The sequence below is a fragment of the Rhodanobacter sp. Soil_C_14 genome (genome assembly GCF_057657335.1).
The window spans coordinates 306,272-330,694 of the sequence record NZ_JBDGIQ010000001.1 but is presented as its reverse complement, the minus strand read 5'-3'; the positions used below and the strand labels follow the sequence as shown (position 1 = coordinate 330,694).

Here is a 24,423-nt window from a genome sequence, read left to right as displayed (position 1 = left end):
TTCACCTCAGTCTAAGCAGCAGTGCGGGTGAGCGGGATGGACGACAGCGTCAGCCAGTTGAAGAAGTTCCAGAAGGAGCTTTCCAGCGGCACCGTGTCGCTGGTGCTGTTGGCGGTGCTGGGGCAGTCGCGCCAGCCGATGTACGGCTACCAGATCGCCAAGCGGCTGGAGGAGGTGGGCGAGGGCGTGCTGGCCGGCAAGCAGAGCGCGCTGTATCCGGTGCTGCGCAATCTCGAAGCCGCCGGCCTGCTGGGCAGCGAAGTCGAGCCGTCCGTCAGCGGGCCGCCGCGCCGCTATTACCGCATCACCAAGCCGGGGCGCGAAGTCCTGCGCGAGTGGATCGCCGCGTGGAACGCCACCCGCGATTCCGTCGATAACGTCTTGCAAGGAGGGGTGTCATGAACGCGCCACGCAGCATCGCCGAATATCTTGAACAACTGCGCGCCGCCCTGCGTGGCGCGGACCCCGCCCTGATCCAGGATGCGCTGTACGACGCCGAGGAACACCTGCGTTCGGAACTGGCCGAGCAGCCCGAACGCGACGAAGCGGCGATGCTGGAACACGTGGTGGGCAGCTACGGCGCGCCGGACGAGGTGGCCGAGATCTATCGTGATCAGGAAATCCGCATCCAGCGCGCACTGCGCCCGCCGCCGCTGCCGAAGCGGCGTTCGCTGGCGGGGCGCTTCTTCGGCGTGGCGGCCGATCCGCGCACCTACGGCGCGCTGTTCTACATGCTGCTGTCGCTGGCCACGGGCATCTTCTACTTCACCTGGGCCGTCACCGGACTGTCGCTGTCGGCAGGTCTGTCGGTGCTGATCATCGGCCTGCCGTTCATCGTGCTGTTCTTCGGCAGCGTGCGCGTGCTGTCGCTGGTCGAGGGGCGCATCGTGGAGGCGATGCTGGGCATGCGCATGCCGCGGCGGCCGGTGTATCCCACCCAGGGCATGAGTCTGATGCGGCGCATCGGTCGCATGTTCACCGACGTGCACACCTGGACCACGCTCTGCTACATGTGGCTGATGCTGCCGCTTGGCATCGTGTATTTCACGCTCGCGGTGACCTTGCTCAGCGTATCCGTCGCCTTCATCGGCGCGCCGTTGGCGATGATGTTCCACAACGACTGGATGCCCGGGCTGTACGTGAACCACCAGGTTCTCGTGAACTGGGGCTTCGGCGCGCACGCGCCAGGTTGGGGCGACGCGATCGCGATGTGCGTGATCGGCATCGTGCTGCTGTTCGCCACCCTGCATCTGGCGCGCGGCCTGGGCCGGCTGCACGGCTACATCGCCAAGCACATGCTGGTGCCGCGTACGGCCGACTGAACGCGCGAACCTCGCTCAGACCAGTTGCAGGTCGCGCGGCCGTGCCTGCGGGAAGACGCTCTGCAACTGCTCGTTCGACAGCTCCCAGGTTCGCGCCAGCAAGCCGCCCAGGACGTCGCGGTAGTTGTTGAGCACCGGGTAGTCGCGGTTCTGCAGCAGGCCGGCGGAGTTCACCGCCGCCTGTTCGCCGGCGATGCGGCCACCGTTCACCTTGCCGCCCAGCACCCAGTGCACGGTGCCGTGGCCATGGTCGGTGCCCTTGTCGCCATTCTCGCGGAAGGTGCGGCCGAACTCGGACAGCACCACCACGGTGGTGTTGTTCCATTCGTCGCCAAGCACCTCGGCATAGGCGGCCAGGCCTTCGCCCAGGTTGCGCAGGTTGTTGGCCAGGCCGCCGCTGACGCTGCCCTGGTTGACGTGGGTATCCCAGCCGCCGATGTCGACGAAACCGAGCCGGTACTGGTCGCGCATCAGGGTGGCGATGCGCCGTGTCTCGCTGGCGAAGCTGCGGGCGCTGGGCGCGCCGCCGCTGGCCTTGATCATCTCGTTGCGCAGGTCCTCGGAGATCGATGCCGGCAGCGCGAGCCCGTCGGCGGTGGCGGCGGCCAGCGGCGTGCCCTTGTACATGTCGCCGAGGATCGCCGACTGGCGCGCATTGAAACGGGCCTTCGGATCGGCCTTCATCGAGATGTTGGGGATGTCCTTGCCGGCGCCCTGGAAACTCAGCGGCAGGTTTTTGGTGAAGGCGATCGCGGGCACGCCGCTGAGCTGGCCGGACAATCGCGCCAGGAAGCCGGACCGGAAACTGCCCCGGTGCGCGGTGGGCTGTCCCGATTCGATATTGTTCTGGGTCTCGAAGTGGCTGCGCGACAGGTCGTCGGTGCCGGCGAACGGCACGAAGGCGAGCTGCTTGCGCTGCCACAGCGGCAGCACCGATTCGCGCAAGACCGGATTCAGTCCCCACTGCGCATCCAGCGCGATCGCGCTGGCGGGATTGGCGGGGTCGGGCCTGGCGATCGCCAGGGTGGGGCGTGATTCGTAATAGAAATCGCTGGCGTACGGCACCAGCAGGTTGTTGCAGTCGTAGCCGCCGCGCAGGAACACCAGCAGGAAGCGCGGTGAGCTGGCGGGCGCGGCGAACAGGCTGCCGCTGAAGGACAGGGCGGGCAGGGCCGCCGCGGCGGAGGCGGCGGCCAGCAGGAATTGGCGACGGTTCATCATGGCTTTGCGGAAACCTCAGCGGTAATTGAAATCCGGCGACGACAGCAGGTAGGTATTCCATTCCGCTGCCGAAGTCGCCTTGCCCAATGCCGTCCGGGTGGCTTGCGACAGGCGCGGTTCGACCACGGCGCGGTAGAGCGGCGAGTCCAGCGCGGGCACGGCCGGGCGTGCCCGCGGCGTGGCCGGGTCCGGCTCGTCGGTGATGAACAGCTTGTTGCGGCCACTGCCGATCGCGCGGGCCACTTCGAATCGGGTCGCCATCTGGCCCGAGCCCGACCAGCTGGCGCTGTCCAGCGGCCAGCCGTCGGGCGTGACCCGGCCGAACACCGGCTCACCCATCTGGTTGAGCCAGTTGACCAGCGGCTGCGCGTTGCTGATCGGCTGGCCGTCGTAGGCAAGCTTCATCGCGGAAACCAGGAAACGGGTGGGGTCCTTGAACTTCCTCGCCTCGCCGTCGGTCAGCTCCGGCGAATCGAACATCGTGCGCAGTACCGCGGCGATGTCGCCGTCGCTGCGCTGGAAGGTTTCCGCCATCGCTTCGATCAGGGCCGATGGCGGCCGATCGGCCACGAAATACTCGGCCAGCTGGCGCGAGACGAAACGGGCGCAGGCCGGCTGCCGGGTGATCAGATCCATCGCCTGTTCGATCTCGCGATAGCCGCTGCCGTGGATGTGCTGGCCGAGCAGGGTCTTGTCGCTGAAGTCGTGCCGGTCCGGATTGAACACGAACAGGCCGTCGCGCACGAAGCCCGGCCGCGTGCGGCCGAAGCGACCGGCTCGCCGTGGTGCCGCCGGTGCGATGCCCGCGCCGGTAAGGATCAGCGCCAGTTGCTGCACGTCCTGCTGGGTGTAGCCCGAGCCGACGCCCAGGGCGTGCAGTTCCATCAGCTCACGGGCGTAGTTCTCGTTGGTCTTGCCCTTCACGTTCTTCGCGTTGTCGAGGTATTCCAACATCGCCGGGCTTTTCAGCGTGGCCAGCAGCAGGTCACGGAACTTGCCCAGTGCATGCGGCCGGATCGCGCGTTCCTCGTAGTCGGCCGCCAGCAGACGCACACGGCCCTTGGCGGCATACACGCTGAAGTGGTTGAGCCAGAACCACACCAGCTGCTCCTTCAACGGGTTGCTGCCGTAGATCGCATGCAGCAGTTCGGCCTGTTGCGCCTGCTGGGCCAGTTCGCGAGCCTGTTTTTGCAGGTTCTTCTTCGCGGCGACCCTGGCGTCGCCCTCAGGCATCGACTTGAGTTGACGCCGCGCTTCGGCGGCTTGGGCCAGCAGTTCCTGCGGCGGCGTGCTTATCGCCGGGTAACTGGCGATCAGGCGGGCGATGGCCGGAGGCAACGTGTCGTCGTGATTGGCCAGCTGGACATCGAGCCAGCGCTGGCGGCCGAGCTTGCGGTAGCTGGCCAGGCTGGCCGAGTCGACGCCGAAGGTCGCCCGCTGCAGCCAGCGCACGTCGGACGGAGCCAGCGGTCGGCCCGCGGAGTCCGGCGCATGCGCCGAGGCGGCGACAGACAGCAGCAAGGCCGCGGTGAACGGGAGCAGACGGCGTTGGAGCCTGCCGTGCCGAGCTTCAAACCGGGCGGTAGAGGGTTGCATGGCGGAACCTTGGCTGGGAGGCGCTGCGCGTCACGGCACCACAGAAGGCTTCAACGCCGCGCCCGCCCAACGGATGACACGGGCGTGGTTCCTGCCGTTCAGAACTCGTCCACGAACTCGATGCCGGCGGCCGCTTCCCCGGCCGCCTCCTCGGCGCGTGCGCGCACGTCGTCCGCGACGCCGTCATCGGGCGTGTCCACTTCGATGCGGTAGACGTGCCCCTCGCTGTCGCTCACCGAGTCGCTGGAGCTGGAGTCGTCGCGCATCCCGGAGACCAGGTCGTCGATTTCCTCGACGTGCTCGATGCGGTCGAGGCCGTGCAGGGTCGCGATGACGGCATCGGCGTCGGCGCGGCTGCCGATCAGGCGGAAGCGGACCATGGGCATGGGATTCTCCTCGGGGCGGCGATGGAAGCTGGCGGCGATGCTTGCATCGGCAGCGCATGCAGAAAGTGATGCCGCATCCGGATCGGCGGGTCGGGCGGGATACCATGGACGCTGCCCACGCTTGCCCGGACCTCTGCATGACCAAGACCTACGACCGCGCCTATTTCGACAAGTGGTACCGCGACCCGCGACATTCCGTGGCGTCGGCGGCCGAACTGCGGCGCAAGGTGGCGATGGTGGTGGCGCAGGCCGAGTATTACCTGGGGCGTCCCATCCGCAACGTGCTCGACGTGGGCTGCGGCGAGGCAACCTGGCGCGCGCCGCTGCGCGCGTTGCGGCCGGGGATCACCTACCGCGGCCTGGACGCCAGCGAGTACGTGGTGGCGCGCTACGGCCGCAGCCGCAACATCGGCCTGGCCCGCTTCGGCCAGCTGGAATACCTGCGTTTCGACGAGCGTTTCGACCTGGTCGTGTGCACCGACATGCTGCATTACCTGAAGCCGGCGGAAATCCGCGCCGGCCTGCAAGGCATCGGCGAGATGCTCGAAGGCGTGGCCTTCCTTGAAGTGTTCACCAGTCGCGACGACGTGGCCGGCGACCACCAGGGTTTCGTCTCGCGCGCACCGGCCTGGTATCTGCGCGAGTTCGGCGAAGTCGGCCTGCTGCCATGCGGCTCGCACTGCTACCTGGGGCCGCGGCTGGAACGGCACATCGCGGCGCTGGAGCGGGCGCAGTTGGCGGGGTGACTAGCGAGGAACGGGGCTCCTTCTTCACTCCACCGTCTTGTCCCTGTACCGGCACAAGTCGCGGATCACGCAGTGCGGGCAATCGGGCTTGCGCGCCTTGCACACGTAGCGGCCATGCAGGATCAGCCAGTGATGGGCGTCCTGCTTGAACTCCGCCGGCACCACTTTCTCCAGCTTGTCCTCGACCGCGCGCACGTCCTTGCCCGGCGCCAGGCCGGTACGGTTGGAGACGCGGAAGATGTGCGTGTCCACCGCGATGGTCGGCACGCCGAAGGCGGTGTTGAGCACCACGTTGGCGGTCTTGCGGCCCACGCCGGGCAGCGCTTCCAGCGCCTCGCGGGTGCACGGCACCTCGCCGTCATGCTGCTCGATCAGCAGGCGGCACAGCGCGATCACGTTCTTCGCCTTGGCGTTGAACAGGCCGATGGTGCTGATGTAGCGCTTCAGTCCTTCCTCGCCCAGGGCCAGGATGGCCTGCGGCGTGTTCGCCACGGGGTAGAGTTTGCGGGTGGCCTTGTTGACGCCGACGTCGGTGGCCTGCGCCGACAGCACCACCGCCACCAGCAGCTCGAACGGCGTGGTGTACGCCAGTTCGGTGGTGGGATGCGGGTCCAGTTCGCGCAGCCGCGAGAACAGCTCGATCACCTCGGCGCGCTTCACGGTTTCGACTCCTGCTGCTTCGCCCTGGCGCGGGCCAGCGCGGCCTGCACCGGGTTGACTGGTCCGGCCGCCGCTTCCACGGCAAGCTTGCGCGCCGCCAGCTCGGCCTCGCGTTCGGCGCGCTGGCGTTCGAGGCGCGATTCACGGCGCTGGAAGTGTTCGCGCGCCGCATCGGCATGGGCGACATCGATCTGCGCGGGCGGCATCGGTTCGAGCACGATGCAGTCGACCGGGCAGGCCGGCACGCACAGTTCGCAACCGGTGCAGTCGTCCGCCACCACGGTGTGCATCAGCTTCGAGGCGCCGATGATGGCGTCGACCGGGCAAGCCTGGATGCATTTGGTGCAGCCGATGCAGTCGGCCTCGACGATGCGCGCCAGCATGCGCGGATGTTCGATGCCATGCGCGGGGTCGAGTGGCAGTGCAGGGCGCTCCAGCAGGGCGGCCAGCTTCTCGATGCCGGCGATACCGCCGGGCGGGCACCGGTTGAAGGGCGCCTCGTTGCGGGCGATCGCCTCCGCATACGGTCGGCAGCCGTGATAACCGCATTGCTCGCATTGGGTCTGCGGCAGCACGGCGTCGATGCGGTCAGCGAGAAGGGTGACGGGATCACTCATGCGCAATGGCGGGGCGGGCGATAATCGGCACCCATTGTCCCGCAATTGCCATCGGTTGGAGTGTTGCCATGAAATCGTCGTTTCTCGCCTCGTTGTTGCTTACCGCCGTGCTGGGTGCCGGTGGTGCGATCGTGCTGACCCATGCCACTCCCGCGCAGGCGGCGTCGTCCGAAGTCCCCGGCGACACGGTGACCGTGTTCGTCGATGCCACCCTGGGTTTCCGCAAGAAGCACATGGCGAACCAGCTCACCAAGTCGCATGCCGACTACGCCGCGCGCGGCTACCGCTACGTGGACATGGCGCCGTACAACGAGAACGGCGACCTGGTCGGATTCTTCGTGACTTACACGAAGCAATAGCGGTTTTGGCCATTCATTTGTAGGAGCGCACCCTGTGCGCTCCTACAACGGCGTGGTCGTGTCAGCGGACGGTGGCGCCGGGCTTCGCGCCCTGGTCGGCGTCGAGCAGGAACAGGTCGCTGCCGCCGTCACCGGCGGACAGGATCATCCCTTCGGACAGGCCGAAGCGCATCTTGCGCGGCGCCAGGTTGGCGATGAACACCACGTTGCGGCCGACCAGCTTTTCCGGCTCGGCGTAGGCCGCGCGAATGCCGGAGAAGATCTGCCGCGTGCCCAGCGGGCCGGCGTCCAGTTCGAAGCGCAGCAGTTTGTCCGAGCCCTCGACGAATTCGCACGCGCTGACCTTGCCGATGCGCAGGTCGAGCCTGGCGAAGTCGTCGATGCCGATGGTGCCGGCGTCCGCGCTCTGCGACGCCGGATTCGATGCGGCAGGCTTGGTGTCTTCGGTCATGGGCTTCTTCTTCGGGGTTTTGGGGGCTTCGGCAGGGGCGCCGAGTGAATCCTTCGACGATTCGATCATCGCCTCGATGAGCCTGGGATCGATGCGGCCCATCAGCGTCTCGAATGCTTCGATGGTGTGATTGTGCAGGCTGCTGCGGGCGTCGTCGAAGTCGACGATGGGTGCGGCCAGGAATTTCTCGGCAGCGCCGACCGTGGCCGGCAGGATCGGCTTCAGCATGCCGGCCAGCAGCCGGAACGCGCCCAGTGCAAACGAACAGACATGGTGCAGTGCTTCGCGCTGGGTTTCATCCTTGGCCATCGCCCATGGCGCCTTGGCGGCGATGTGGCCGTTGACGATGTCGGCCATCAGCACGAAGCGGCGGGTGACTTCGGCGAATTCGCCGCTGTCGTAGAGTTCGGCGACGCCGTCGTAGTGCTCCAGCAGGCTGTTCCACAGGGCCGCTTCCTCGGCGCCGAACTGCGCGGCCAGGCGGCCGTCGAAGAACTTGTGGACGAAGCCGGCGGTGCGGCTGGCGATATTCACCCACTTGCCGACCAGGTGCGAATTGACCCGCTCTTCGAAGGCCTTCAGGTCGAGGTCCACGTCGACCGGCGTCTCGTTGAGCATGCTGGCGAAGTAGTAGCGCAGGAACTCCGGATGCAGGCCCGAATCGAGATAGGTGCGCGCCTGGATGAAGGTGCCGCGCGACTTGGACATCTTCGCGCCGTTCACCGTCAGGTAGCCGTTCACGTGCAGCGCCGTGGGCGTGCGGAAGTTCGCGCCGTGCAGCATCGCGGGCCAGAACAGGCCGTGGAAGTTGATGATGTCCTTGCCGATGAAGTGATGCATCTCGGCGTTGCTGTCGGCGGCGAGGAAGTCGTCGAACTGCAGGTCGGTCCGGTCGCACAGCGCCTTGAAGCTGGCCAGGTAGCCGACCGGCGCGTCCAGCCACACGTAGAAGAACTTGCCCGGCGCGTCGGGGATCGGAAAGCCGAAATACGGCGCGTCGCGCGAGATGTCCCAGTCCTTCAGGCCGCCGTCCAGCCATTCGCGCAGCTTCGCGGCCACGCCGCTGTTGGCCACCGGCTTGCCACCGGTGAACGCGCCGGCGAACCAGTCGCGCAGCAGGCCCTCGAACTTGCCCAGCTCGAAGAAGTAGTGCTCCGAGTCGCGCAGCACCGGGGTGGCGCCGGACATCACCGAATAGGGATTGATCAGGTCGGTCGGTGCGTAGGTGGCGCCGCAGTTCTCGCAATTGTCGCCGTACTGGTCCGGTGTCTTGCAGACCGGGCAGGTGCCCTTGATGTAGCGGTCCGGCAGGAACATCTGCTTTTCCGGGTCGAACAGCTGCTGGATGCTGCGCTTGGCGATGCTGCCGGCGTCGCGCAGACGCGTGTAGATCAGCGTCGCCAGTTCGCGGTTCTCGTCCGAATGGGTGGTGTGGTAGTGGTCGAACGCCACGCCGAAGGCGGCGAAGTCCGCCTCGTGGCCCTGGCGGATGCCTTCGATGTAGTTCTCCGGCGTCATGCCGGCCTTTTCTGCCGCCAGCATGATCGGCGTGCCGTGGGCGTCGTCGGCGCAGACATAGGCCACTTCGTTGCCGCTCATTCGCTGCGCGCGCACCCAGATGTCGGCCTGGATGTAGCCCAGCAGATGGCCCATGTGCAGCGGGCCATTGGCGTAGGGCAGGGCGTTGGTGACGAGCAGGCGACGACTCATGGTGGGCGGGCACTCCGGGATGACTGCGCATTATGCCATGCAGGTCCATCCCGATCGTGCGCCGACGCACGGGTCGCGGCGGGCCCGCCGTGCTCGTGGCGATGCCAGCGCGCGCCATCCGGTCGCCGGGACAGGCATCGACTGGTTTGCATGTTTTATCTTGTTTTTATACATTTGTGCACGTTTTGAACGCACTGGAAACCATCAGCGTGTCGAGAGAGTCCTTGCAGGCCGGGCAGCAGCGTTTGCCCGGCGCCATCCGCGCCACGCGCCTGATCTTCCTGGTGTCCGGTATCGGCATGGCCAGCTGGGCGCCGATGGTGCCGTACGTGAAGGCGCGGCTGGGACTGGACGACGCGGCTCTGGGCCTGGTGCTGCTGGCTTTCGGCGGTGGCTCGATGCTGTCGATGCCGCTGGTCGGCCTGCTGACCCACCGTTACGGCAACCGCCGGGTGATCAGCGTGGCCGGGCTGCTGCTGTGCGTGGCGATTCCCGTGCTCGCGATCGTGCCGGATGTGCTGATGCTGGCCATGACGCTGCTGTACTTCGGCGCGATGCTTGGCGCGGTGGACGTGGCGATGAATGCGCATGCGGTCGAGGTGGAGCGGCGCGACGGCCGCGCGTTGATGTCGGGCTTTCATGGGCTTTTCAGCATCGGCGGCCTGGTCGGCGCCGCGCTGATGAGCGCCTTGCTGGCGCTCGGCCTGCCGCTGGTGGTCGGTGCCCTGGCGATCGCGCTGCTGTTGATGCTGATCGTGCTCGGCCAACGTCGCGACCTGCTTGCCCGCGTGGGCGATGTGGCCAGGCAGACGGTGAAGTTCCGGCTGCCGCGCGGATTGGTGCTGCTGCTTGGCGTGTTGTGCTTCGTCAGTTTCCTGGCCGAGGGCGCCATGCTCGACTGGAGCGCGGTGCTGCTGCGTGACTTCCACGGCTTCTCCGCGGCGTCCGCCGGCATTGGCTACGCGTGTTTCTCGGTGGCCATGGCCGGCGGTCGGCTGGTCGGCGACCGGGTCATCGCGCGGCTGGGTCCGGTGTGGACGGTGCGCGTCGGCGCCGGCGTGGCGGCGTTCGGATTTCTTCTGGCTTCGATGGCGAACTGGCCGCCCGCTTCGTTGACCGGCTTCGTGCTGATTGGCCTGGGCGCCTCCAATATCGTGCCGCTGATGTTCAGTGCGGCGGGTCGCCTGCCGGGCCAGCCGCCGGCGATTTCGATCGCCACGGTGACTGCGCTGGGTTATGCCGGCCTGCTCAGTGGCCCGGCCTTGATCGGCTTCATGGCCCATGCCAGCAGTTTGCCGGCCGCGCTGGCCGTGGTCGCCGGCATGTTGCTGCTGGTCGCCGCCTCGGCGCGGATCGTGCGGCGTTGAATGACAGGTAACGCGAGGATGACGACATGAGCGAGCGCACGACCCGACGTGCCATGCCGGACACGGTGATCTTCGATCTCGGCGGCGTCCTGATCGACTGGAACCCGCGTTATCTCTATCGCCACCTGTTCGATGACGAGTCATCGATGGAGCAATTCCTGGCCGAGGTTTGCGATGGTCAGTGGAACGAACAGCAGGATGCAGGGCGCAGCTGGGACGAAGCCATCCGGCTGCGCAGTGCGGAGTTTCCCGAACATGCGGCCCTGATCGCCGCCTACCGCGCGCGCTGGGACGAGATGCTGCGAGGCCCGATGCACGACAGCGTGGCGATTCTCGAGGAACTGCGCGCGCGTGGCGTGCGCCTGTACGCCTTGACCAACTGGTCGCAGGAGACCTTTCCGCTGGCCTTCGAACGCTACCCGTTCCTGCAGGCATTCGAGGGCATCGTGGTGTCCGGGCAGGAGCGGATGATCAAGCCCGATCCGGCGATCTTCCAGCTGCTGCTGAATCGTTACGGGGTCGATCCGGTCCGTGCCGTGTATGTCGACGATGCCCCGCGCAATGTGGATGCGGCGGCGAAACTCGGCATGCATGCGCTGCAGTTCCGTGATGCCGCGTTGCTGCGTGGGGAACTGGTCGCGCTGGGGCTGCTCGATGGCACAGCACCGGAGGTGCGCCAGCATGGTTAAGGTGAATCCCGGCGAGATGCTGCCGCAGGAACGCCAGCAATGGATACTCGATCGACTGCGCCAGCGCGGTCGCGTGGTGGCGGTGGAGTTGGCGACGGAATTCGCGGTGTCCGAGGATTCGGTCAGGCGCGACCTGCGCGAACTGGCGACGCTGGGTCTGTGCAAGCGCGTCTACGGTGGTGCCTTGCCTATTTCCGCTACCGTCGCGCCGCTCAAGCAGCGACGACAGGAACATGCCGGCCGCAAGCTGGCGCTTGCCCGCAAGGCGGTGACCCTGGTGCGGCAGGGGCAGGTACTGCTGATCGACGCCGGTTCGACCAACGCAGCTATCGCCACCGCGCTGCCGCCGAATCTGGGGCTGACCGTGGTGACCAATGCACCGGATATCGCGCAGATCCTGCTCGAACGTGAAGGCTTCGACATCCTGCTGATCGGCGGTCGGGTCGATGCACGGATCGGCGCCGCCGTTGGCGCGCAGGCGGTGCAGGAAGTTCAGCGCGTGCGCGCCGACCTGTGTTTCCCCGGCGCCTGCGCGATAGATGCGAGCGGTGGGCTGTGGGGTTTCGACAGCGAGGAAACGTTGCTGAAGCGGGCGATGGTCGAGGCCAGTGGCGAGGTCGTCGTCGTCGCCACCAGTGACAAGCTCGGCACGGTGGCGACGCATCGGGTGGCAGCCATCGACGAAGTGCAGCATCTGGTGGTCGAACACGAGGTCGGTCGTGCGCTGCGTGCCAGCTTCACTGCCCGTGGCCTGACCGTGCATCGGGCCGACGCGCCCGCGTGAAGCAGGCTTGCTCGCCTAAAAGAAAAGCCTCATGCCAGGATCGCTGACATGAGGCTTGGCGCAGGGTGGAGCGATTGAACTGCGTCAGTTCTGGCGTTCCCAGGTCTGGCTGCGGCCGACCCAGGAGAAGCCGATGTAACCGCGCACGTTGAGCTTCTGCCCGCCGTCGAGCATCGACAACTTCACCTTGTAGACCTTGCCGGATTTCGGGTCGAGGATCTTGCCGCCATCCCAGACGTCGTCGTTGCGGTGCACGCCCCACATGATGTTCATGCCTTCGACCGGCTTGTCCTTGCGTTCGCCGTCGCACTTGCGGCACATCGCCACGGCGCCGTCGCGGGCGATGTCTTCCGGGCTGCGGTTGAGCAGCTTGACGATGTGCGCCTGCAGTTCGCCGTTGTTGTCGGTGATCTCGACGATCGACTTGGCCTGGCCGGATTCGTCGTCGATGGTCTTCCAGGTGCCGACCGGTGTGTCATTGGCTGCCATTACGGTACCGGCGCCAAACAGCAGGCTGGCGGCGATGACCCAACGAAATGCGTGCTTCATGGTGTTCCTCCCGTACGAAAGCGTATGGATGGGAGACTGGCGAGGATGGGGAAGGTCGTCAAGCTGCATTGCGCAAATGCTTGCGGCGCCCCGCAGCGCGCCGGCCACGGCCGGTTCGCGCTGATCTGGGTCAGCCGACCGAAGCCGGCGGGCTGGCATAATGGCGGCCCCGCATTCCCCCGAGCAGACATGACACAGGCGAACGAAGCCCTGGTCCGCCAGATCCTTGGCGGCCTTATCGATACCCACACCGGCGCGTCGCTGGGCGAAGCCGTGCGCGCGGTGGGCGTGGACGGCGGCAAGGTCTCGGTGGACCTGCAGCTGGGCTATCCGGCGGCCGGCGCCATCGACGTCATCGTCAGCCGGGTGCGCCAGGCGCTGGAGGCCGGTCCGGCGATCGAATCGGCCACCGTGTCAGTCACCAGCCGCGTCCACGTGCACAAGGTGCAAGGCACGCTGGGGCCGCTGCCGAATGTGAAGAACATCATCGTGGTCGCCTCGGGCAAGGGCGGCGTGGGCAAGTCGACGGTATCCGCCAACCTGGCGCTGGCGCTGCAGGCCGAGGGCGCCAGGGTCGGCGTGATGGACGCGGACATCTACGGCCCGAGCCAGCCGACCATGCTCGGCGTGCACGGCAAGCCGGCCTCGCCCGACGGCAAGAGCATCCTGCCGATGCAGGCGCATGGGATGCCGGTGATGTCGATCGGCTTCCTGGTGGAAGAGGACACGCCGATGATCTGGCGTGGTCCGATGGTCACCCAGGCGATGATGCAATTGCTCACCGATACGCGCTGGGAGCAGCTCGACTACCTGATCGTCGACCTGCCGCCGGGCACCGGCGACATCCAGCTCACGCTGTCGCAGAAGGTGCCGGTGGCCGGTGCGGTGATCGTCACCACGCCGCAGGACATCGCCCTGCTCGACGCGCGCAAGGCGCTCAAGATGTTCGAGAAGGTCGAGGTGCCGGTGCTGGGCGTGGTGGAGAACATGGCCACCCACGTCTGCTCGCATTGCGGCCACGAGGAAAACATCTTCGGCGAAGGCGGCGGCGAGCGCATGGCCAGCCAGTACGGCGCGGCTTATCTCGGTTCGCTGCCGCTGGACATCCGCATTCGCGAGCAGGCCGACAGCGGCAATCCCACGGTGGCGGCCATGCCCGATTCCGACCTCGCCATGCGTTATCGCGAGATTGCCCGCAATGCGGCGGGCCGCTTGTCGCGCCAGCCGCGCAACAAGTCGCTGGGCCTGGGCAAGATCGTGGTGCAAGGCGCACCCGCCGCATGAGGGTGGCGGCGCAGGTGTTATGCCTTTCCGGCAGCCTGCGCCGCGTGTCGTCGAACTCGGCGGCGCTTGAAGCGGCGTATCGCTTGGCGCCATCGACGCTGGAGCTGCTGCTCTACAAGGGTCTCGGCGAACTGCCGCTGTTCAGTCCCGATGCGGAGACCGCCCCGCTGCCGCCCGCGGTTGCCGAATTGCGGGAAGCGGTGGACTCGGCCGATGCCTTGCTGATCGCCTGTCCCGAGTACGCGCACGGCGTGCCAGGCGCGTTCAAGAACCTGCTGGACTGGCTGGTCGGCAGCCCGGACTTCCCCGGCAAGCCAGTGTTGCTGCTGAACACTGCGGCGCGTGGTTCGTATCACGCGCAGGAGGCGCTGGCCGAGATCCTCACCACCATGTCCGCGCAACTGCTGGCGGCCCAGCCGGTGATGGTGGCCTTGCCTGGCGCCGGCTGCTCGGTGACGCAGGTGCTGGAAAATGCCGATCGCTGCGCCGAATTGCAGGTGGCGCTGCGGCTGTTGGTGGAAGCGTTGGCGGCGCATTGACGGGCTTCGGCTGGCGCCGCGATGCCCTGACCGTGTATTTTTGACGATTGCGCCCCGGCCGTTCCGGGCTGCCAAGCCAACCAGCGGAGACAGCGTGAGCATCAAACCCGACAAGTGGATCCGCCGCATGGCCGAGAGTCACGGCATGATCGAGCCGTTCGAGCCGGGCCAGGTGAAGCTGCGCGACGGCAGCAAGCTGATTTCCTACGGCACGTCGAGCTACGGCTACGACGTGCGCTGCGCCCGCGAGTTCAAGATCTTCACCAACATCAACTCCACCATCGTCGACCCGAAGTCGTTCGATCCGACCAGCTTCGTCGACGTCGAGGCGGACGTGTGCATCATCCCGCCGAATTCGTTCGCGCTGGCGCGCACGGTGGAATACTTCCGCATTCCGCGCAAGGTGCTGACGATCTGCCTGGGCAAGAGCACGTATGCGCGCTGCGGCATCATCGTCAACGTGACGCCGCTGGAGCCGGAGTGGGAAGGCCACGTGACGCTGGAGTTCTCCAACACCACGCCACTGCCCGCAAAAATCTACGCCAACGAAGGCGTGGCGCAGATGCTGTTCCTCGAATCCGACGAGGAATGCGAAACCAGCTACAAGGACCGCGGCGGCAAGTACCAGGGCCAGCAGGGCGTGACCTTGCCGCGTACCTGAATGCCGTGACCGGACGGGCCCCCTGGGCACGTCAGTCGTTGCAGTCCGCGCTACACTTCCATCGATCCCGTCGTTTGATGGCTTCCATGTCCGATTGCTTCCAGGAGACCCGCATGATCCGTTTTTCCACGATGCTTAAGCGAGCCGCGGCCGCGCTCATGCTGGGCGGCGTGCTGGTGCTCGCCGGTTGCCACTCCGGCAGCACCAAAAGCGACGTCAGCACCGCTTCGATGAAGGGGCAGTTCGACGCCACCATCGAGTCCTACAAGGATGGCCAGTTCCTGCTGGATGGCGCCGTGCTCTCCGCACTCGACATGGGCAGCCATTTTGCCTATCTGAAGGATCAGGGGAAGCTGCCAAAAACCGTTCTGCTGCTGCCCAGCGACGATGCGAAGATCCGCAAGCGGCACCTGGAATACATGGCGCGCATGCAGATGGATTACGGCTTCACCGTGTTCTACGACAACAAGGGCACGCTGACCAAGATCAATCCGGTCGATACCAAGGCTCGCGCACTCGAAGATCATCATGCGCCGATGCAGTTGCCCGATTCGCAGAAGGGCAAGGAGGCCAGCAGTGGCGGCTTCGATCCCCAGCAGCAACAGCAGCAGTACTGACGGTTGATGGTGAAAGCGGAAATTGCCTGAATCCCCAAAGGCCGCAGCTCGTGCTGCGGCCTTTTTTGCGCAGATCCTAGCTGGCAAGTGCGTCGCGCAGCGCGGCAATCAGCTGCTCGCGTTGCGCGGCGGCGTAGGCCATCGCGCTGCCGTTTCCCCACACCGGCCCCGGCCAGGCGGAGTCACCATTGCGGCGCCCGACCACGTGCACATGCAGTTGCCGCACGATATTGCCCAGGGCGCCCAGGTTGAGCTTGTCGAACGGTGCCACGGTACGAAGCGCAGCGCCAGCGCGGGCCACCTCCTGCCACAGCAGGGTCTGCTCGTGGCTGCCGAGGTCGCCGACCTCGACCAGGCCGGTTCGACGCGGCACCAGGATCAGCCACGGATAGCGCGCGTCATTCATCAGCAAAACGTCGCACAAGGACAGTGAGGCCACCGGGCAGGTATCGGCTGCCAGTCGCGGGTCGAGGATGAAGCCCGCCTCGCTCATGCTGCGCCGGCCAGATGCTGGTCGAAGAAGGCCAGCGTGCGCTGCAGTGCGAGCCGGGCGCTGGCCTCGTGGTAGCTCGGGCTGCCATCGCGGTTGAACGCGTGATCGGCGGGGTAGGTGAAGGTGTCCATGTGCGGCAACGCCTCGCGATGTTTCGCCACCGCTTCGGGCGTGATGCTGTGGTCTTTCTCGCCGAAGTGGAACATCACCGGCGCCTTCGGTGTTTCGTGCAGGAACGGCAGGTTGCGCGCGCCGTAATAGCTCACGGACGGCAGCCCCAGACGCAGTGCGGCGAGCAGCGCGACGGTGCCGCCCCAGCAATAACCGACCGTGCCGATCCTGCCGGCCGAGCTGATCGATTCGGCGGCGCTGGCCACGTCCTCGAGCGCGCGCTCGAGCCCCAGTTCCGCCACCAGCTGTTTGCCGCGATTCGCGCCGACCATGTCATAGGGCAATTCGACGCCGCTTTCCAGCCGGTCGAAGAACGCGGGTGCGATCGCGGTATAGCCGTAGTCGGCGAAGCGGTCGGCCAGGTCACGGATGTGCGCGGTGACGCCGAAGATTTCCTGGATCACCACGATGCCGCCCTTCGGCGTGCCCGCCGGTTGGGCCAGGTAGGCGCCGATGCACTGCGTGCCGGAGGTAGGGATGTTGATGGACTGGCCCATGATGCGGCTCCTGCGGGGGAGTGACGATTCTAGGCATTGTGGCGGCAGGGAACAGGGAACGGGGAACAGGGAACAACAGCGAACGCGAACGCGGCGATGCTCTGGCCGTTCCCCGTTCCCCGTTCCCCGTTCCCCGTTCCCCGTTCCCCATTCCCCATTCCCCATTCCCCATTCCCCATTCCCCATTCCCCATTCCCCATTCCTCATTCCCCATTCCCGTATAATCGCCTGTTACCCCACAGCTTTTCACGGTAACCCGGCCATGTCCCAGGCTTCGCACAAGATCGGTTTCGTCAGCCTCGGCTGCCCCAAGGCGCTGGTCGATTCCGAGCGCATCCTTACCCAGTTGAAGGTCGAGGGTTACCAGATCGTGCCCAGCTACAACGAGGCCGACGCGGTGGTGGTGAATACCTGCGGCTTCATCGACGCGGCGGTGCAGGAGTCGCTGGATTCGATCGGCACGGCGCTCAACGAGAACGGCAAGGTCATCGTCACCGGTTGCCTGGGCAAGCGCGAGGCGCTGATCCGCGAGGCGTATCCGGACGTGCTGTCGGTCAGCGGCCCGCAGGACTACGCCAGCGTGATGACGGCGGTGCACAAGGCGCTGCCGCCGGTGCGCAACAAGTTCATCGACATCGTGCCGGACACGGGCGTGAAGCTGACCCCGAAGCACTATGCCTACCTGAAGATTTCCGAAGGCTGCAATCACCGCTGCAGCTTCTGCATCATTCCCTCGATGCGCGGCAACCTGGTCTCGCGCCCGGTCGACGAGGTGCTGCTGGAGGCCGAGCGCCTGGTCAAGGGCGGCGTGAAGGAGTTGCTGGTGATCTCGCAGGACACCAGTGCCTACGGCGTGGACCTGAAATACGCCGAGCGCGAGTGGCGCGGCAAGGCGTATCGCACGCGCATGACCGAGCTGTGCGAAGGCCTGTCGGAACTTGGCGTGTGGGCACGCCTGCACTACGTCTATCCGTATCCGCACGTGGACGAGGTGATGCCGCTGATGGCAGCCGGCAAGCTGCTGCCGTACCTGGACATCCCGTTCCAGCACGCCAGCCCGCGCATCCTGAAACTGATGAAGCGCCCGGGCAACATCGACCGGACGCTGGAGCGCATCCAGAACTGGCGCAGGCAGGTACCGGACCTGACCATCCGCAGCACCTTCATCGTCGGCTTCCCCGGCGAGACGGAGGCGGAGTTCGAGGAGTTGCTGGACTTCCTGCGCGAGGCAGAGCTCGATCGCGTGGGGGCGTTCGCCTATTCGCCGGTCGATGGCGCGAAGGCGAACGAGCTGCCCGACCCGGTCTCCGAGGAGCTGAAAGAAGACCGGCTGGAACAGTTCATGGCGGTGCAGGCGGAAATCTCCGCGGCGAAACTGCAGCGCAAGATCGGCCGCACGATCAAGGTGCTGGTCGACGAGGCCGGCGCCGATGGTGCGGTGGCGCGTTCGGCCGCCGATGCGCCGGAGATCGACGGCAGCGTGCTGATCGCCGACGGCCAGGCGCTGCGTCCGGGCCAGTTCGTCGAGGTGGTGGTGGAGTCGGCCAGCGAGCACGACCTGCACGCACGGCTGGCCCATCCGCAGCTCAAGGTCGTCTAATACCCGCCATGCGCTACGTCGCGCCGGCCCGCGACTGCGTCGATCCGGCGGTGTTCGCGCGGATGCCACTGGCGGCCTGGCGCGAATGGGCCGATCTGCTCGAAGGCGCGCGCTGGCCAACGATCGACGCGTTGAACCGGTACTGGCCGCACGACAGCCGCCCGCGATTCGTGGCGCAAACCCCCGCCTTGCTGGACGACGGCCTGCATTACGAACAGCGCATCGCCGAGCGTGGCCAGATCGCCACCCGTGAAGGCAACTGGCACGACCTTCTCAACGCGCTGGTCTGGCTTCGTCATGCCGGCCTGAAACAGGCGCTCAACGATCGCCAGGTTGTCGAGATCGCACGGATGGGGCCCAAGCGTCGTTCGGGCGCCCAATATGCGTTGACCCACTTCGACGAGGGCGGCGTCATGGTCGGCACCAGCGATCCCTCGCTGCTGGAGCTGTGGGATGCCCATGACTGGCACGGCCTGTTCTGGCGCAGGCGGCAGGCCTGGCTGGACGGAACGATCCGGTTGGAGCTGTTCGGTCATGCCCTGTTGGAGCTGGCGTTGAACCCGGGCAAGCTGCTGGTGGCCAAGGCGCTGGTGTTTCGTGTCGATGCCGGGAGCGATCTGGCGGCGCCGTGCGCCACGGCCATCCGCTCCGGCCGGCTGTTGAATGATCCGCTCGAACTGCGGCCGCTGCCATTGTCCGGACTGCCGGGCTGGGGTGAGCACAACGCCGATGAAGCCTTCCATCTGAGCACGCCCTGCTATCAGCCGCGTCGCGCGGGGCGCGATTATCCGCCGCCCTTCGTGGTGGTCCAGGCCTGAGCGCACGCCTTGCCCCGCCGGCCGATCACGACTATATACAGTGCATCGGGACACGGCTCGGGGAGTGCACGGCATTGGCCATCGCAAGCGCTTGGTGGTGCCATCGGCGGGGCAGACGCTGGTTCATGTCACTGGTCGTGGCGCTGTGCATCGCGCTGTTCGGCATCGGCCCTGCGGCGGCGGCGAAGGTTCCTGCTCCCGCGGAGACACCGATCCGTTTCGGCATCCTGCCGATCGGCAGCGCAGCCGAGTCCCTCGAGCAATGGCGTCCCCTGCTGGATGACGTCAGCAGGCGACTGCACCGCGAGGTGGTCACGGTATCGGTGGGCAGTTATGCCAGCCTGTCCAGTGCGATCGCCGGACAGCGGGTCGACGTCGCGTTCCTGTCCGGCCGGCTGGCCGTCGAGGCGGTGACCCGGCAGAACATGCAGGTGTTCGCGCAGTTCCAGCGCAGCGACGGTGCGCGAGGCAACGTGGCCACCCTGGTGGTGCGCGACGACAGCCCGATCCGCAACCTCGACGACCTGCTTGCCACGCCCGGTCAGGGCTGGCGTTACGCCCGCAGCGAGCACCTGTCGGTGACCGGCTACATCGCGCCCGAGGCCTATGTCTTCGCGCCGAAGGGACTCAACTCAGACACCTTTTTCGCCAGCGTGCGGGTGGGCGATCACCAGAGCAACTTGCTGGCCGTGGTCAACCGCGAGGCGGACGTGACCAGCAGCAACAACCCCGACATGGATCTGTTTCGCCGCAACTTTCCTCGCGAAGCGGCCCAGCTCAGGGTGATCTGGCGTTCGCAGCTGATTCCCTCCGGCGTGCTGGTGATCCGCGACGGCATGTCCCGGCGGTTGCGCCAGAAACTGACCGCGATCCTGCTCGACTACGGCAAGTCGCGCGGCGAGGCGGGCGAGCGGGAGCGCGCCGCGCTGGCGCGCATTCCGGATCTCGGCGGCTTCGTGGCGGTGGACAGTCGTGTGCTGACGCCGTTTGTCGACATGCAGTACACGCTGTTGCGGCAACAGGCCAGCCACGGTCAATGGGTCAGCCCGCAAGCCCTGCAGAATCGACTGGCGAAGATCGAGCAGGAACATCGGCAGGCCTTGCGGCTGCTGTCGCCGCATGGGGATGCAGACGGCAAATAGGCAGGCGGGCCATCCGGCTTGCCGTTCAGGCCCCGTCGTCGGCGTAACTCACGGCGACGATCGCGAACTCCGTGGGGCCACCGGGAAGCTCCGCCACGAATTCGTCCTCGACACGCCGTTTCAGCACTGCCCGCGCCAGCGGCGAATCGATGCTGATGAAGCCACGCCGTGCATCGGTCTCGTCCGGGCCGACGATGCGGTAGCGGACGATCTCGCCGGTGTCGGTGTTCTCCAGCTCGATGTGCGCGCCAAAGAACACCGCGCGGCGATCGGCCGGTGCGCCTTCGGCCACCTTCAGCGCGGGAATGCGCTTGCTGAGATAGCGCGCCCGGCGATCGATTTCGCCGAGCTGCTTCTTGCGATAGGTGTACTCGGCATTCTCCGAGCGATCACCCTCGGCTGCCGCCGCGGCCAGCGCCTTGACCACCTCTGGACGGCGCACGTGCCACAGATGATCGAGTTCGGCCTTGAGCCGCTCGAAGCCCTCGCGGGTGATGATCGCGGTGGAGCCGGGTGAGGGTGGTCGCCAGCGGCTCACGCAGCAACGCGCCTCAACGCTTGCCGCCGAAAATGCCGCCCAGCACGCCGCGCAGGATCTGCCGACCGAGCTGGCTGCCCGCGGTGCGCACCATCTGCTTGCCCATCGTCTCGATCATGCCCTGGCGTCGCTTGGTACCGAACAGGGCGTCGTGCACGGCGCCGCTCCAGCCGGGCTCCGCATCCTTGGCGGCACCCTTGGGTGCGTCGGCCGCCACGGTGGCAGCATCGGCGGCCTTGTCTTCGGCGCACTTGGTGAGCATCTCCGCGGCCGATTCGCGATTGACGGTGGTGTCGTATTTCGCGCCCACCGGCGAGCGCTGGCGGATGGTGCCGCGCTCGGCGTCGGTGATCGCGCCGATGCGGCAGCACGGCGTGGTCACCAGCACCTGTTCCACCGGCGTAGGCACGCCGCCATTGGCCAGAGTGGAAGCCAGCGCTTCGCCCACGGCCAGTTTGGTGATCGCCTCGGTAACGTCGAGTTTGGGATTGACGACAAAAGTTTCCGCAGCGGCCTTGACCGCCTTCTGGTCGCGTGGTGTGAATGCGCGCAGGGCGTGCTGGATACGGTTGCCGAGCTGGCCGAGGATCACGCCGGGCACGTCGTCGGGATTCTGCGAGCAGAAGTACACGCCCACGCCCTTGGAGCGGATCAGCCGCACCACCTGTTCGACCCGTTGCAGCAACGCCGGCGAGGCGTCGTCGAACAACAGATGTGCCTCGTCGAAGAAGAACACCATCTTCGGCTGGTCGAGGTCGCCCACTTCGGGCAACTGCTCGAACAGCTCGGACAGCAGCCACAGCAGGAAGGTCGAGTACAGCCGCGGCTTCATGATCAGCTGGTCGGCGGCCAGCACGTTGATGATGCCGCGGCCGCTCATGTCCTGGCGCATCAGGTCGGCCAGTTCCAGCGCCGGTTCGCCGAAGAACTGGTCGGCACCGTCACTTTCGAGTTTCAGCAGCGCGCGCTGGATCGCCGCGATGCTCTGCGTGCTGATCAGGCCGTACTGGGTGGACAGCGCCTTGGCGTTCTCGGCGGCGTAGGTGAGCAGGGCGCGCAGGTCGGCCAGGTCCAGCAGCAGCCAGCCCTGGTCGTCGGCGGCCTTGAACACCACTTCGAGCACGCCTTCCTGGGTGTCGTTCAATTCCAGCACGCGGCTGAGCAGGGTGGGGCCCATCTCGCTGACGGTGGCGCGCACCGGATGGCCGAGCTTGCCGTAGATGTCCCAGAACACCACCGGGTTCGCCTGCGCTTTCCAGTCGGTGAGCTTGAGCCTGGCCAGCCGCGCCTTGAGCTTGTCGCCCGGCTCACCGGCGGCCATCGCCAGGCCTGCCAGGTCACCCTTGGCGTCGGCCAGGAAACACGGCACGCCGAGGCGCGAGAAGCCCTCGGCCAGTACCATCAGCGAGACGGATTTTCCGGTGCCGGTGGCGCCGGCGATCATGCCGTGGCGGTTGCCGTAGTGCGGGTCCAGGTTGACGCTGGTGCTGTCGTTGCGGCCGATCAGGATCTCGGTCATGGCGTTCCATCCGGTGGTGTTTGCGTGATTGTAGCCAGAGCGTCGCGTGGCGGCGTGCGTTGAGTCGAGTCCCCGCGCCCGCTATGGTGGGCGTTTTCCGGGGGTGGTGTTTCTGATGTTGTCGTGTTCGGTGATGCGTTCCATCCGCCTGGCGTCGATCGCCGTGGCGGCCAGTCTTCTCGGTGCCTGTGCCAGCGGCCCGGCAAAACCTTCGGCCCAGGTCGGTGCGCTGTATGGCGAACTCGACGTCGCCAGCAAGGGTTACGAAACCGCCTTGCAGCAATCGCGCGAGGGCGACCTGCAGGCCTCGCAGGCGACCCTGACCCGGTCGCTGGATCGCCTGAAGGATGCATCGGCGCGCTGCGGGAATACTGCAGGCTGTGATCCGCAGCGCTTCTTCTCGACCTTTGATCACCTGCTGCGCCTTAAAGACGGCGATTTCGGCGGCGCGCAGGACCTGGACAGCGACGTCGATCCCGCGCAGGCGGCGCAGGCCATTGCCGGCAAGACCGGCGCGGCCAGCCTGCCGCAGGCTCAGCGCAGCGTGACCTTGCTGCATGGCCAGAAGCTTTCGCAGCTGATCGCGATGAACGGCCCGGTCAAGGCCGCGCTGGAGATGTGGCTGACCCAGTGGCGGCCGCAATTGATGGACGCGTACGTCAACTATCAATACATGCGCTACCAGATGTGGCCGGCCTACGAGAAGGCGGACCTGCCCGAGGCGCTGCTGTTCGGCATCATGGCCAAGGAATCCGGCGGCAAGGTCCACGCGGTCTCGCGTTCGGGTGCGGCAGGCCCGTTGCAGTTCATGTACGCCACCGGCATGCGCTTCGGCCTGGTCAGCGACGACGGCTTCGACACCCGCTTCGATCCGGCGGCCTCGGCGCGTGCCAATGCCGAGTACATGAACGAGCAGCTGCGGATTTTCAACGACAACCTCGAACTGACCATCGCTGCCTACAACGGCGGCGAAGGCCGCATCCGGCGGCTGGTCGGCGACGACACCTCGGTGAGTTTCTACGATCCGCGGATCTACAACGACCTGTCGCAGGAGACCCGCGATTACGTGCCCGCGGTGCTGGCCGCGGCCTGGCTGTTCCAGCATCCGGACAGCTACAACCTGCGCTTCCCCCGACTCGACGTCGTGCCCGGCACGATCACCCTGAAGCGGCCTGCGTCGCTGTCGGAGCTGACCGTCTGCCTCGGTTCGGCGGGCGGCATGAGCGACGGCTGGTTCCGCACGCTGCGCAACCTCAACCCCCGGCTCGATCCTCAGGTGAACCAGCCGGCCGGCACCGTGTTGCAGTTGCCGAAAGTCCTGGAGCGGTCCTACGCCTCGCGTTGTGTCGAGGGTCCGTGGCCGATCCTGGCCAGCGACCTGCACAAGGCGGTCATCCCGGTGGTCGCCACACCCGTGGCCAAGGCGCCGGCGAAGAGCCGGGGCACGAAGAACTATCGGGTGCGCCGCGGCGATACGCTGATCAGCATCGTGCGCAAGCTGCAGTGTTCGAGCGTGCAGGAGATTGCCGAGATGAATGGCATCCGCCACCAGCATCTGCGCATCGGTCAGCAGCTGAAGTTGCCGGTCTGCCGCTGAGCGGCGCGACCGGCAGCCGCTCAGGCGACGGCGGGTCAGGCGACGGCGGTCTGCTGCATCCAGCTGTCGACCGTGTTGCCCTGGCTCTGCGCTTCCTTCAGTTCGCGCAGCAGCTGCATCAGCTGGCGGTACTGCGGCTGCAGGCTCGCGTGGGGCGAGTTCTTGGTCTCGTGGTAGGCCACGGCCAGCCACAGCGCGATGCCGCGCATCGCCACTTCGGCATTGCCCGAACGGGCGCGCTCGTAGCCGGCTTCGGTGCCCTGGCCCCAGGGCAGGTAGCGCGCTTCGGGGGCGGTGCCGTGCAGGTGCGGGAAATCGCTGCGTGACGCCTGGCCGATTTCGCGCAGGGTGAGGGTGCTGAGGCGCTCATGGCTGCGCTTGGGCAGCGCCCGGACAATGCGTTCGATGTCGCGGAATTGGCGGCCAAGCTGGCGCGCGCGCATCATCACAAGGAATGGCGTCAATATTTGCATGAGATCCCCTCGGCGCT

27 protein-coding genes are annotated in these 24,423 nt (G+C 66.6%); 15 read left to right on the top strand and 12 right to left on the bottom strand.

Annotated elements, in window-relative coordinates; genetic code table 11:
- The first annotated feature begins 36 nt into the window (after positions 1 to 36).
- The gene (locus tag AC3A56_RS01550) at positions 37 to 402 is read left to right on the top strand and encodes a PadR family transcriptional regulator (RefSeq protein WP_056718696.1); all 366 of its coding nucleotides are present in this window, start codon (positions 37 to 39) and stop codon (positions 400 to 402) included.
- A complete protein-coding gene (locus AC3A56_RS01545) occupies positions 399 to 1,322 on the top strand; it encodes a sensor domain-containing protein (protein WP_487769115.1) in 924 nt (307 codons plus the stop codon). Before AC3A56_RS01550 ends, AC3A56_RS01545 begins: the two co-directional genes overlap by 4 nt.
- Positions 1,323 to 1,337: 15 nt before the next feature.
- Here AC3A56_RS01545 and AC3A56_RS01540 read toward each other — a convergent pair whose 3' ends face one another.
- From AC3A56_RS01540 to AC3A56_RS01530, 3 genes are all read right to left on the bottom strand, one after another.
- Positions 1,338 to 2,540, bottom strand: a complete 1,203-nt coding sequence (locus tag AC3A56_RS01540) for a DUF1501 domain-containing protein (protein ID WP_487769114.1) — start codon at positions 2,538 to 2,540, stop codon at positions 1,338 to 1,340.
- An 18-nt stretch (positions 2,541 to 2,558) separates the two neighbouring features.
- Positions 2,559 to 4,139 (bottom strand): DUF1800 domain-containing protein, encoded by a 1,581-nt coding sequence (locus tag AC3A56_RS01535; RefSeq protein ID WP_487769113.1) that lies wholly within the window; start codon positions 4,137 to 4,139, stop codon positions 2,559 to 2,561.
- Positions 4,140 to 4,237: 98 nt separating this feature from the next.
- Positions 4,238 to 4,525, bottom strand: coding sequence for a hypothetical protein (locus AC3A56_RS01530; RefSeq protein ID WP_487769112.1), 288 nt, complete (start codon positions 4,523 to 4,525; stop codon positions 4,238 to 4,240).
- A gap of 137 nt (positions 4,526 to 4,662) precedes the next feature.
- On the opposite strand from AC3A56_RS01530, the gene AC3A56_RS01525 reads away from it, so the two are divergent.
- Positions 4,663 to 5,271, top strand: a complete 609-nt coding sequence (locus tag AC3A56_RS01525) for a class I SAM-dependent DNA methyltransferase (protein WP_487769111.1) — start codon at positions 4,663 to 4,665, stop codon at positions 5,269 to 5,271.
- Positions 5,272 to 5,295: 24 nt separating this feature from the next.
- On the opposite strand, the gene nth is transcribed toward AC3A56_RS01525, so the two are convergent.
- Together nth and AC3A56_RS01515 are read right to left on the bottom strand one after the other, a co-directional pair.
- A complete protein-coding gene (gene nth / locus AC3A56_RS01520) occupies positions 5,296 to 5,931 on the bottom strand; it encodes an endonuclease III (RefSeq protein ID WP_487769110.1) in 636 nt (211 codons plus the stop codon).
- Positions 5,928 to 6,548 carry an RnfABCDGE type electron transport complex subunit B gene (locus AC3A56_RS01515; RefSeq protein ID WP_487769109.1) on the bottom strand — a complete coding sequence of 207 codons (621 nt, stop codon included), beginning with the start codon at positions 6,546 to 6,548 and terminating at the stop codon, positions 5,928 to 5,930. Before AC3A56_RS01515 ends, nth begins: the two co-directional genes overlap by 4 nt.
- 68 nt (positions 6,549 to 6,616) lie before the next feature.
- On the opposite strand from AC3A56_RS01515, the gene AC3A56_RS01510 reads away from it, so the two are divergent.
- Positions 6,617 to 6,907, top strand: a complete 291-nt coding sequence (locus AC3A56_RS01510) for a hypothetical protein (RefSeq protein WP_056718702.1) — start codon at positions 6,617 to 6,619, stop codon at positions 6,905 to 6,907.
- A gap of 61 nt (positions 6,908 to 6,968) precedes the next feature.
- On the opposite strand, the gene metG is transcribed toward AC3A56_RS01510, so the two are convergent.
- Positions 6,969 to 9,068: a methionine--tRNA ligase gene (gene metG, locus AC3A56_RS01505; protein WP_487769108.1), complete on the bottom strand. Its 2,100-nt coding sequence runs from the start codon at positions 9,066 to 9,068 to the stop codon at positions 6,969 to 6,971.
- 299 nt (positions 9,069 to 9,367) lie between these two features.
- Here metG and AC3A56_RS01500 point away from each other — a divergent pair, with 299 nt between their 5' ends.
- From AC3A56_RS01500 to AC3A56_RS01490, 3 genes are read left to right on the top strand one after another with little or no spacing between them, the layout of a single operon-like run.
- Positions 9,368 to 10,435 (top strand): MFS transporter, encoded by a 1,068-nt coding sequence (locus tag AC3A56_RS01500; protein WP_487769620.1) that lies wholly within the window; start codon positions 9,368 to 9,370, stop codon positions 10,433 to 10,435.
- A 26-nt stretch (positions 10,436 to 10,461) separates the two neighbouring features.
- Positions 10,462 to 11,124 (top strand): HAD family hydrolase, encoded by a 663-nt coding sequence (locus tag AC3A56_RS01495; RefSeq protein WP_487769107.1) that lies wholly within the window; start codon positions 10,462 to 10,464, stop codon positions 11,122 to 11,124.
- A complete protein-coding gene (locus tag AC3A56_RS01490; protein ID WP_487769106.1) occupies positions 11,117 to 11,908 on the top strand; it encodes a DeoR/GlpR family DNA-binding transcription regulator in 792 nt (263 codons plus the stop codon). The genes AC3A56_RS01495 and AC3A56_RS01490 overlap by 8 nt, the downstream gene beginning before the upstream one ends.
- Positions 11,909 to 11,992: 84 nt before the next feature.
- Here the strand turns inward: AC3A56_RS01490 and AC3A56_RS01485 are convergent, their stop codons facing one another.
- Complete coding sequence (locus AC3A56_RS01485; protein WP_487769105.1) at positions 11,993 to 12,457, bottom strand: DUF2147 domain-containing protein; 465 nt, start codon at positions 12,455 to 12,457, stop codon at positions 11,993 to 11,995.
- Between the two features lie 189 nt (positions 12,458 to 12,646).
- Between AC3A56_RS01485 and apbC the strand changes: the two genes are divergently transcribed.
- The 4 genes from apbC to AC3A56_RS01465 all read left to right on the top strand — a co-directional run bounded on the left by apbC (position 12,647) and on the right by AC3A56_RS01465 (position 15,558).
- A complete protein-coding gene (gene apbC, locus AC3A56_RS01480; protein ID WP_487769104.1) occupies positions 12,647 to 13,741 on the top strand; it encodes an iron-sulfur cluster carrier protein ApbC in 1,095 nt (364 codons plus the stop codon).
- Positions 13,742 to 13,755: 14 nt separating this feature from the next.
- On the top strand, positions 13,756 to 14,280 hold the full coding sequence (locus AC3A56_RS01475; protein ID WP_487769103.1) for an NADPH-dependent FMN reductase: 525 nt from the start codon (positions 13,756 to 13,758) through the stop codon (positions 14,278 to 14,280).
- Between the two features lie 94 nt (positions 14,281 to 14,374).
- On the top strand, positions 14,375 to 14,941 hold the full coding sequence (gene dcd, locus AC3A56_RS01470; RefSeq protein WP_056718709.1) for a dCTP deaminase: 567 nt from the start codon (positions 14,375 to 14,377) through the stop codon (positions 14,939 to 14,941).
- A 113-nt stretch (positions 14,942 to 15,054) separates the two neighbouring features.
- A complete protein-coding gene (locus tag AC3A56_RS01465; RefSeq protein ID WP_487769102.1) occupies positions 15,055 to 15,558 on the top strand; it encodes a hypothetical protein in 504 nt (167 codons plus the stop codon).
- A gap of 76 nt (positions 15,559 to 15,634) precedes the next feature.
- Here AC3A56_RS01465 and AC3A56_RS01460 read toward each other — a convergent pair whose 3' ends face one another.
- Complete coding sequence (locus AC3A56_RS01460; protein ID WP_487769101.1) at positions 15,635 to 16,051, bottom strand: HIT domain-containing protein; 417 nt, start codon at positions 16,049 to 16,051, stop codon at positions 15,635 to 15,637.
- On the bottom strand, positions 16,048 to 16,719 hold the full coding sequence (locus AC3A56_RS01455) for a dienelactone hydrolase family protein (protein ID WP_487769100.1): 672 nt from the start codon (positions 16,717 to 16,719) through the stop codon (positions 16,048 to 16,050). The genes AC3A56_RS01460 and AC3A56_RS01455 overlap by 4 nt, the downstream gene beginning before the upstream one ends.
- A 262-nt stretch (positions 16,720 to 16,981) precedes the next feature.
- On the opposite strand from AC3A56_RS01455, the gene rimO reads away from it, so the two are divergent.
- From rimO to AC3A56_RS01440, 3 genes are all read left to right on the top strand, one after another.
- Positions 16,982 to 18,319 (top strand): 30S ribosomal protein S12 methylthiotransferase RimO, encoded by a 1,338-nt coding sequence (gene rimO / locus AC3A56_RS01450; protein ID WP_056718712.1) that lies wholly within the window; start codon positions 16,982 to 16,984, stop codon positions 18,317 to 18,319.
- Positions 18,320 to 18,327: 8 nt separating this feature from the next.
- Positions 18,328 to 19,137 carry a DUF3025 domain-containing protein gene (locus AC3A56_RS01445; protein ID WP_487769099.1) on the top strand — a complete coding sequence of 270 codons (810 nt, stop codon included), beginning with the start codon at positions 18,328 to 18,330 and terminating at the stop codon, positions 19,135 to 19,137.
- Positions 19,138 to 19,262: 125 nt separating this feature from the next.
- Positions 19,263 to 20,279 (top strand): phosphate/phosphite/phosphonate ABC transporter substrate-binding protein, encoded by a 1,017-nt coding sequence (locus AC3A56_RS01440; RefSeq protein WP_487769098.1) that lies wholly within the window; start codon positions 19,263 to 19,265, stop codon positions 20,277 to 20,279.
- 25 nt (positions 20,280 to 20,304) lie between these two features.
- On the opposite strand, the gene greB is transcribed toward AC3A56_RS01440, so the two are convergent.
- Positions 20,305 to 20,817, bottom strand: a complete 513-nt coding sequence (greB, locus tag AC3A56_RS01435) for a transcription elongation factor GreB (RefSeq protein ID WP_056765746.1) — start codon at positions 20,815 to 20,817, stop codon at positions 20,305 to 20,307.
- Positions 20,818 to 20,830: 13 nt separating this feature from the next.
- A complete protein-coding gene (locus tag AC3A56_RS01430) occupies positions 20,831 to 22,336 on the bottom strand; it encodes a helicase HerA-like domain-containing protein (protein WP_487769097.1) in 1,506 nt (501 codons plus the stop codon).
- A 115-nt stretch (positions 22,337 to 22,451) separates the two neighbouring features.
- On the opposite strand from AC3A56_RS01430, the gene AC3A56_RS01425 reads away from it, so the two are divergent.
- Positions 22,452 to 23,933 carry a lytic transglycosylase domain-containing protein gene (locus tag AC3A56_RS01425; protein WP_487769096.1) on the top strand — a complete coding sequence of 494 codons (1,482 nt, stop codon included), beginning with the start codon at positions 22,452 to 22,454 and terminating at the stop codon, positions 23,931 to 23,933.
- Between the two features lie 35 nt (positions 23,934 to 23,968).
- Here the strand turns inward: AC3A56_RS01425 and AC3A56_RS01420 are convergent, their stop codons facing one another.
- Entirely contained in the window at positions 23,969 to 24,406 is a 438-nt protein-coding gene (locus AC3A56_RS01420; RefSeq protein WP_056718718.1) for a hypothetical protein, read from the bottom strand.
- Positions 24,407 to 24,423: the final 17 nt, after the last annotated feature.

Excerpts from the sequence above, each read along its gene's own strand:
- AC3A56_RS01530 (WP_487769112.1), bottom strand. The coding sequence starts at position 4,525 with ATGCCCATGGTCCGCTTCCGCCTGATCGGCAGCCGCGCCGACGCCGAT.
- AC3A56_RS01540 (WP_487769114.1), bottom strand. The coding sequence starts at position 2,540 with ATGAACCGTCGCCAATTCCTGCTGGCCGCCGCCTCCGCCGCGGCGGCC.
- rimO (WP_056718712.1), top strand. The coding sequence starts at position 16,982 with ATGTCCCAGGCTTCGCACAAGATCGGTTTCGTCAGCCTCGGCTGCCCC.
- apbC (WP_487769104.1), top strand. The coding sequence starts at position 12,647 with ATGACACAGGCGAACGAAGCCCTGGTCCGCCAGATCCTTGGCGGCCTT.
- AC3A56_RS01510 (WP_056718702.1), top strand. The coding sequence starts at position 6,617 with ATGAAATCGTCGTTTCTCGCCTCGTTGTTGCTTACCGCCGTGCTGGGT.
- AC3A56_RS01420 (WP_056718718.1), bottom strand. The coding sequence starts at position 24,406 with ATGCAAATATTGACGCCATTCCTTGTGATGATGCGCGCGCGCCAGCTT.
- AC3A56_RS01515 (WP_487769109.1), bottom strand. The coding sequence starts at position 6,548 with ATGAGTGATCCCGTCACCCTTCTCGCTGACCGCATCGACGCCGTGCTG.
- AC3A56_RS01430 (WP_487769097.1), bottom strand. The coding sequence starts at position 22,336 with ATGACCGAGATCCTGATCGGCCGCAACGACAGCACCAGCGTCAACCTG.
- AC3A56_RS01460 (WP_487769101.1), bottom strand. The coding sequence starts at position 16,051 with ATGAGCGAGGCGGGCTTCATCCTCGACCCGCGACTGGCAGCCGATACC.
- AC3A56_RS01490 (WP_487769106.1), top strand. The coding sequence starts at position 11,117 with ATGGTTAAGGTGAATCCCGGCGAGATGCTGCCGCAGGAACGCCAGCAA.
- AC3A56_RS01550 (WP_056718696.1), top strand. The coding sequence starts at position 37 with ATGGACGACAGCGTCAGCCAGTTGAAGAAGTTCCAGAAGGAGCTTTCC.
- AC3A56_RS01500 (WP_487769620.1), top strand. The coding sequence starts at position 9,368 with ATGGCCAGCTGGGCGCCGATGGTGCCGTACGTGAAGGCGCGGCTGGGA.
- AC3A56_RS01455 (WP_487769100.1), bottom strand. The coding sequence starts at position 16,719 with ATGGGCCAGTCCATCAACATCCCTACCTCCGGCACGCAGTGCATCGGC.
- AC3A56_RS01425 (WP_487769096.1), top strand. The coding sequence starts at position 22,452 with ATGTTGTCGTGTTCGGTGATGCGTTCCATCCGCCTGGCGTCGATCGCC.
- metG (WP_487769108.1), bottom strand. The coding sequence starts at position 9,068 with ATGAGTCGTCGCCTGCTCGTCACCAACGCCCTGCCCTACGCCAATGGC.
- AC3A56_RS01445 (WP_487769099.1), top strand. The coding sequence starts at position 18,328 with ATGCGCTACGTCGCGCCGGCCCGCGACTGCGTCGATCCGGCGGTGTTC.
- AC3A56_RS01465 (WP_487769102.1), top strand. The coding sequence starts at position 15,055 with ATGATCCGTTTTTCCACGATGCTTAAGCGAGCCGCGGCCGCGCTCATG.
- AC3A56_RS01545 (WP_487769115.1), top strand. The coding sequence starts at position 399 with ATGAACGCGCCACGCAGCATCGCCGAATATCTTGAACAACTGCGCGCC.
- AC3A56_RS01535 (WP_487769113.1), bottom strand. The coding sequence starts at position 4,139 with ATGCAACCCTCTACCGCCCGGTTTGAAGCTCGGCACGGCAGGCTCCAA.
- AC3A56_RS01495 (WP_487769107.1), top strand. The coding sequence starts at position 10,462 with ATGAGCGAGCGCACGACCCGACGTGCCATGCCGGACACGGTGATCTTC.
- AC3A56_RS01525 (WP_487769111.1), top strand. The coding sequence starts at position 4,663 with ATGACCAAGACCTACGACCGCGCCTATTTCGACAAGTGGTACCGCGAC.
- AC3A56_RS01485 (WP_487769105.1), bottom strand. The coding sequence starts at position 12,457 with ATGAAGCACGCATTTCGTTGGGTCATCGCCGCCAGCCTGCTGTTTGGC.
- AC3A56_RS01440 (WP_487769098.1), top strand. The coding sequence starts at position 19,263 with ATGTCACTGGTCGTGGCGCTGTGCATCGCGCTGTTCGGCATCGGCCCT.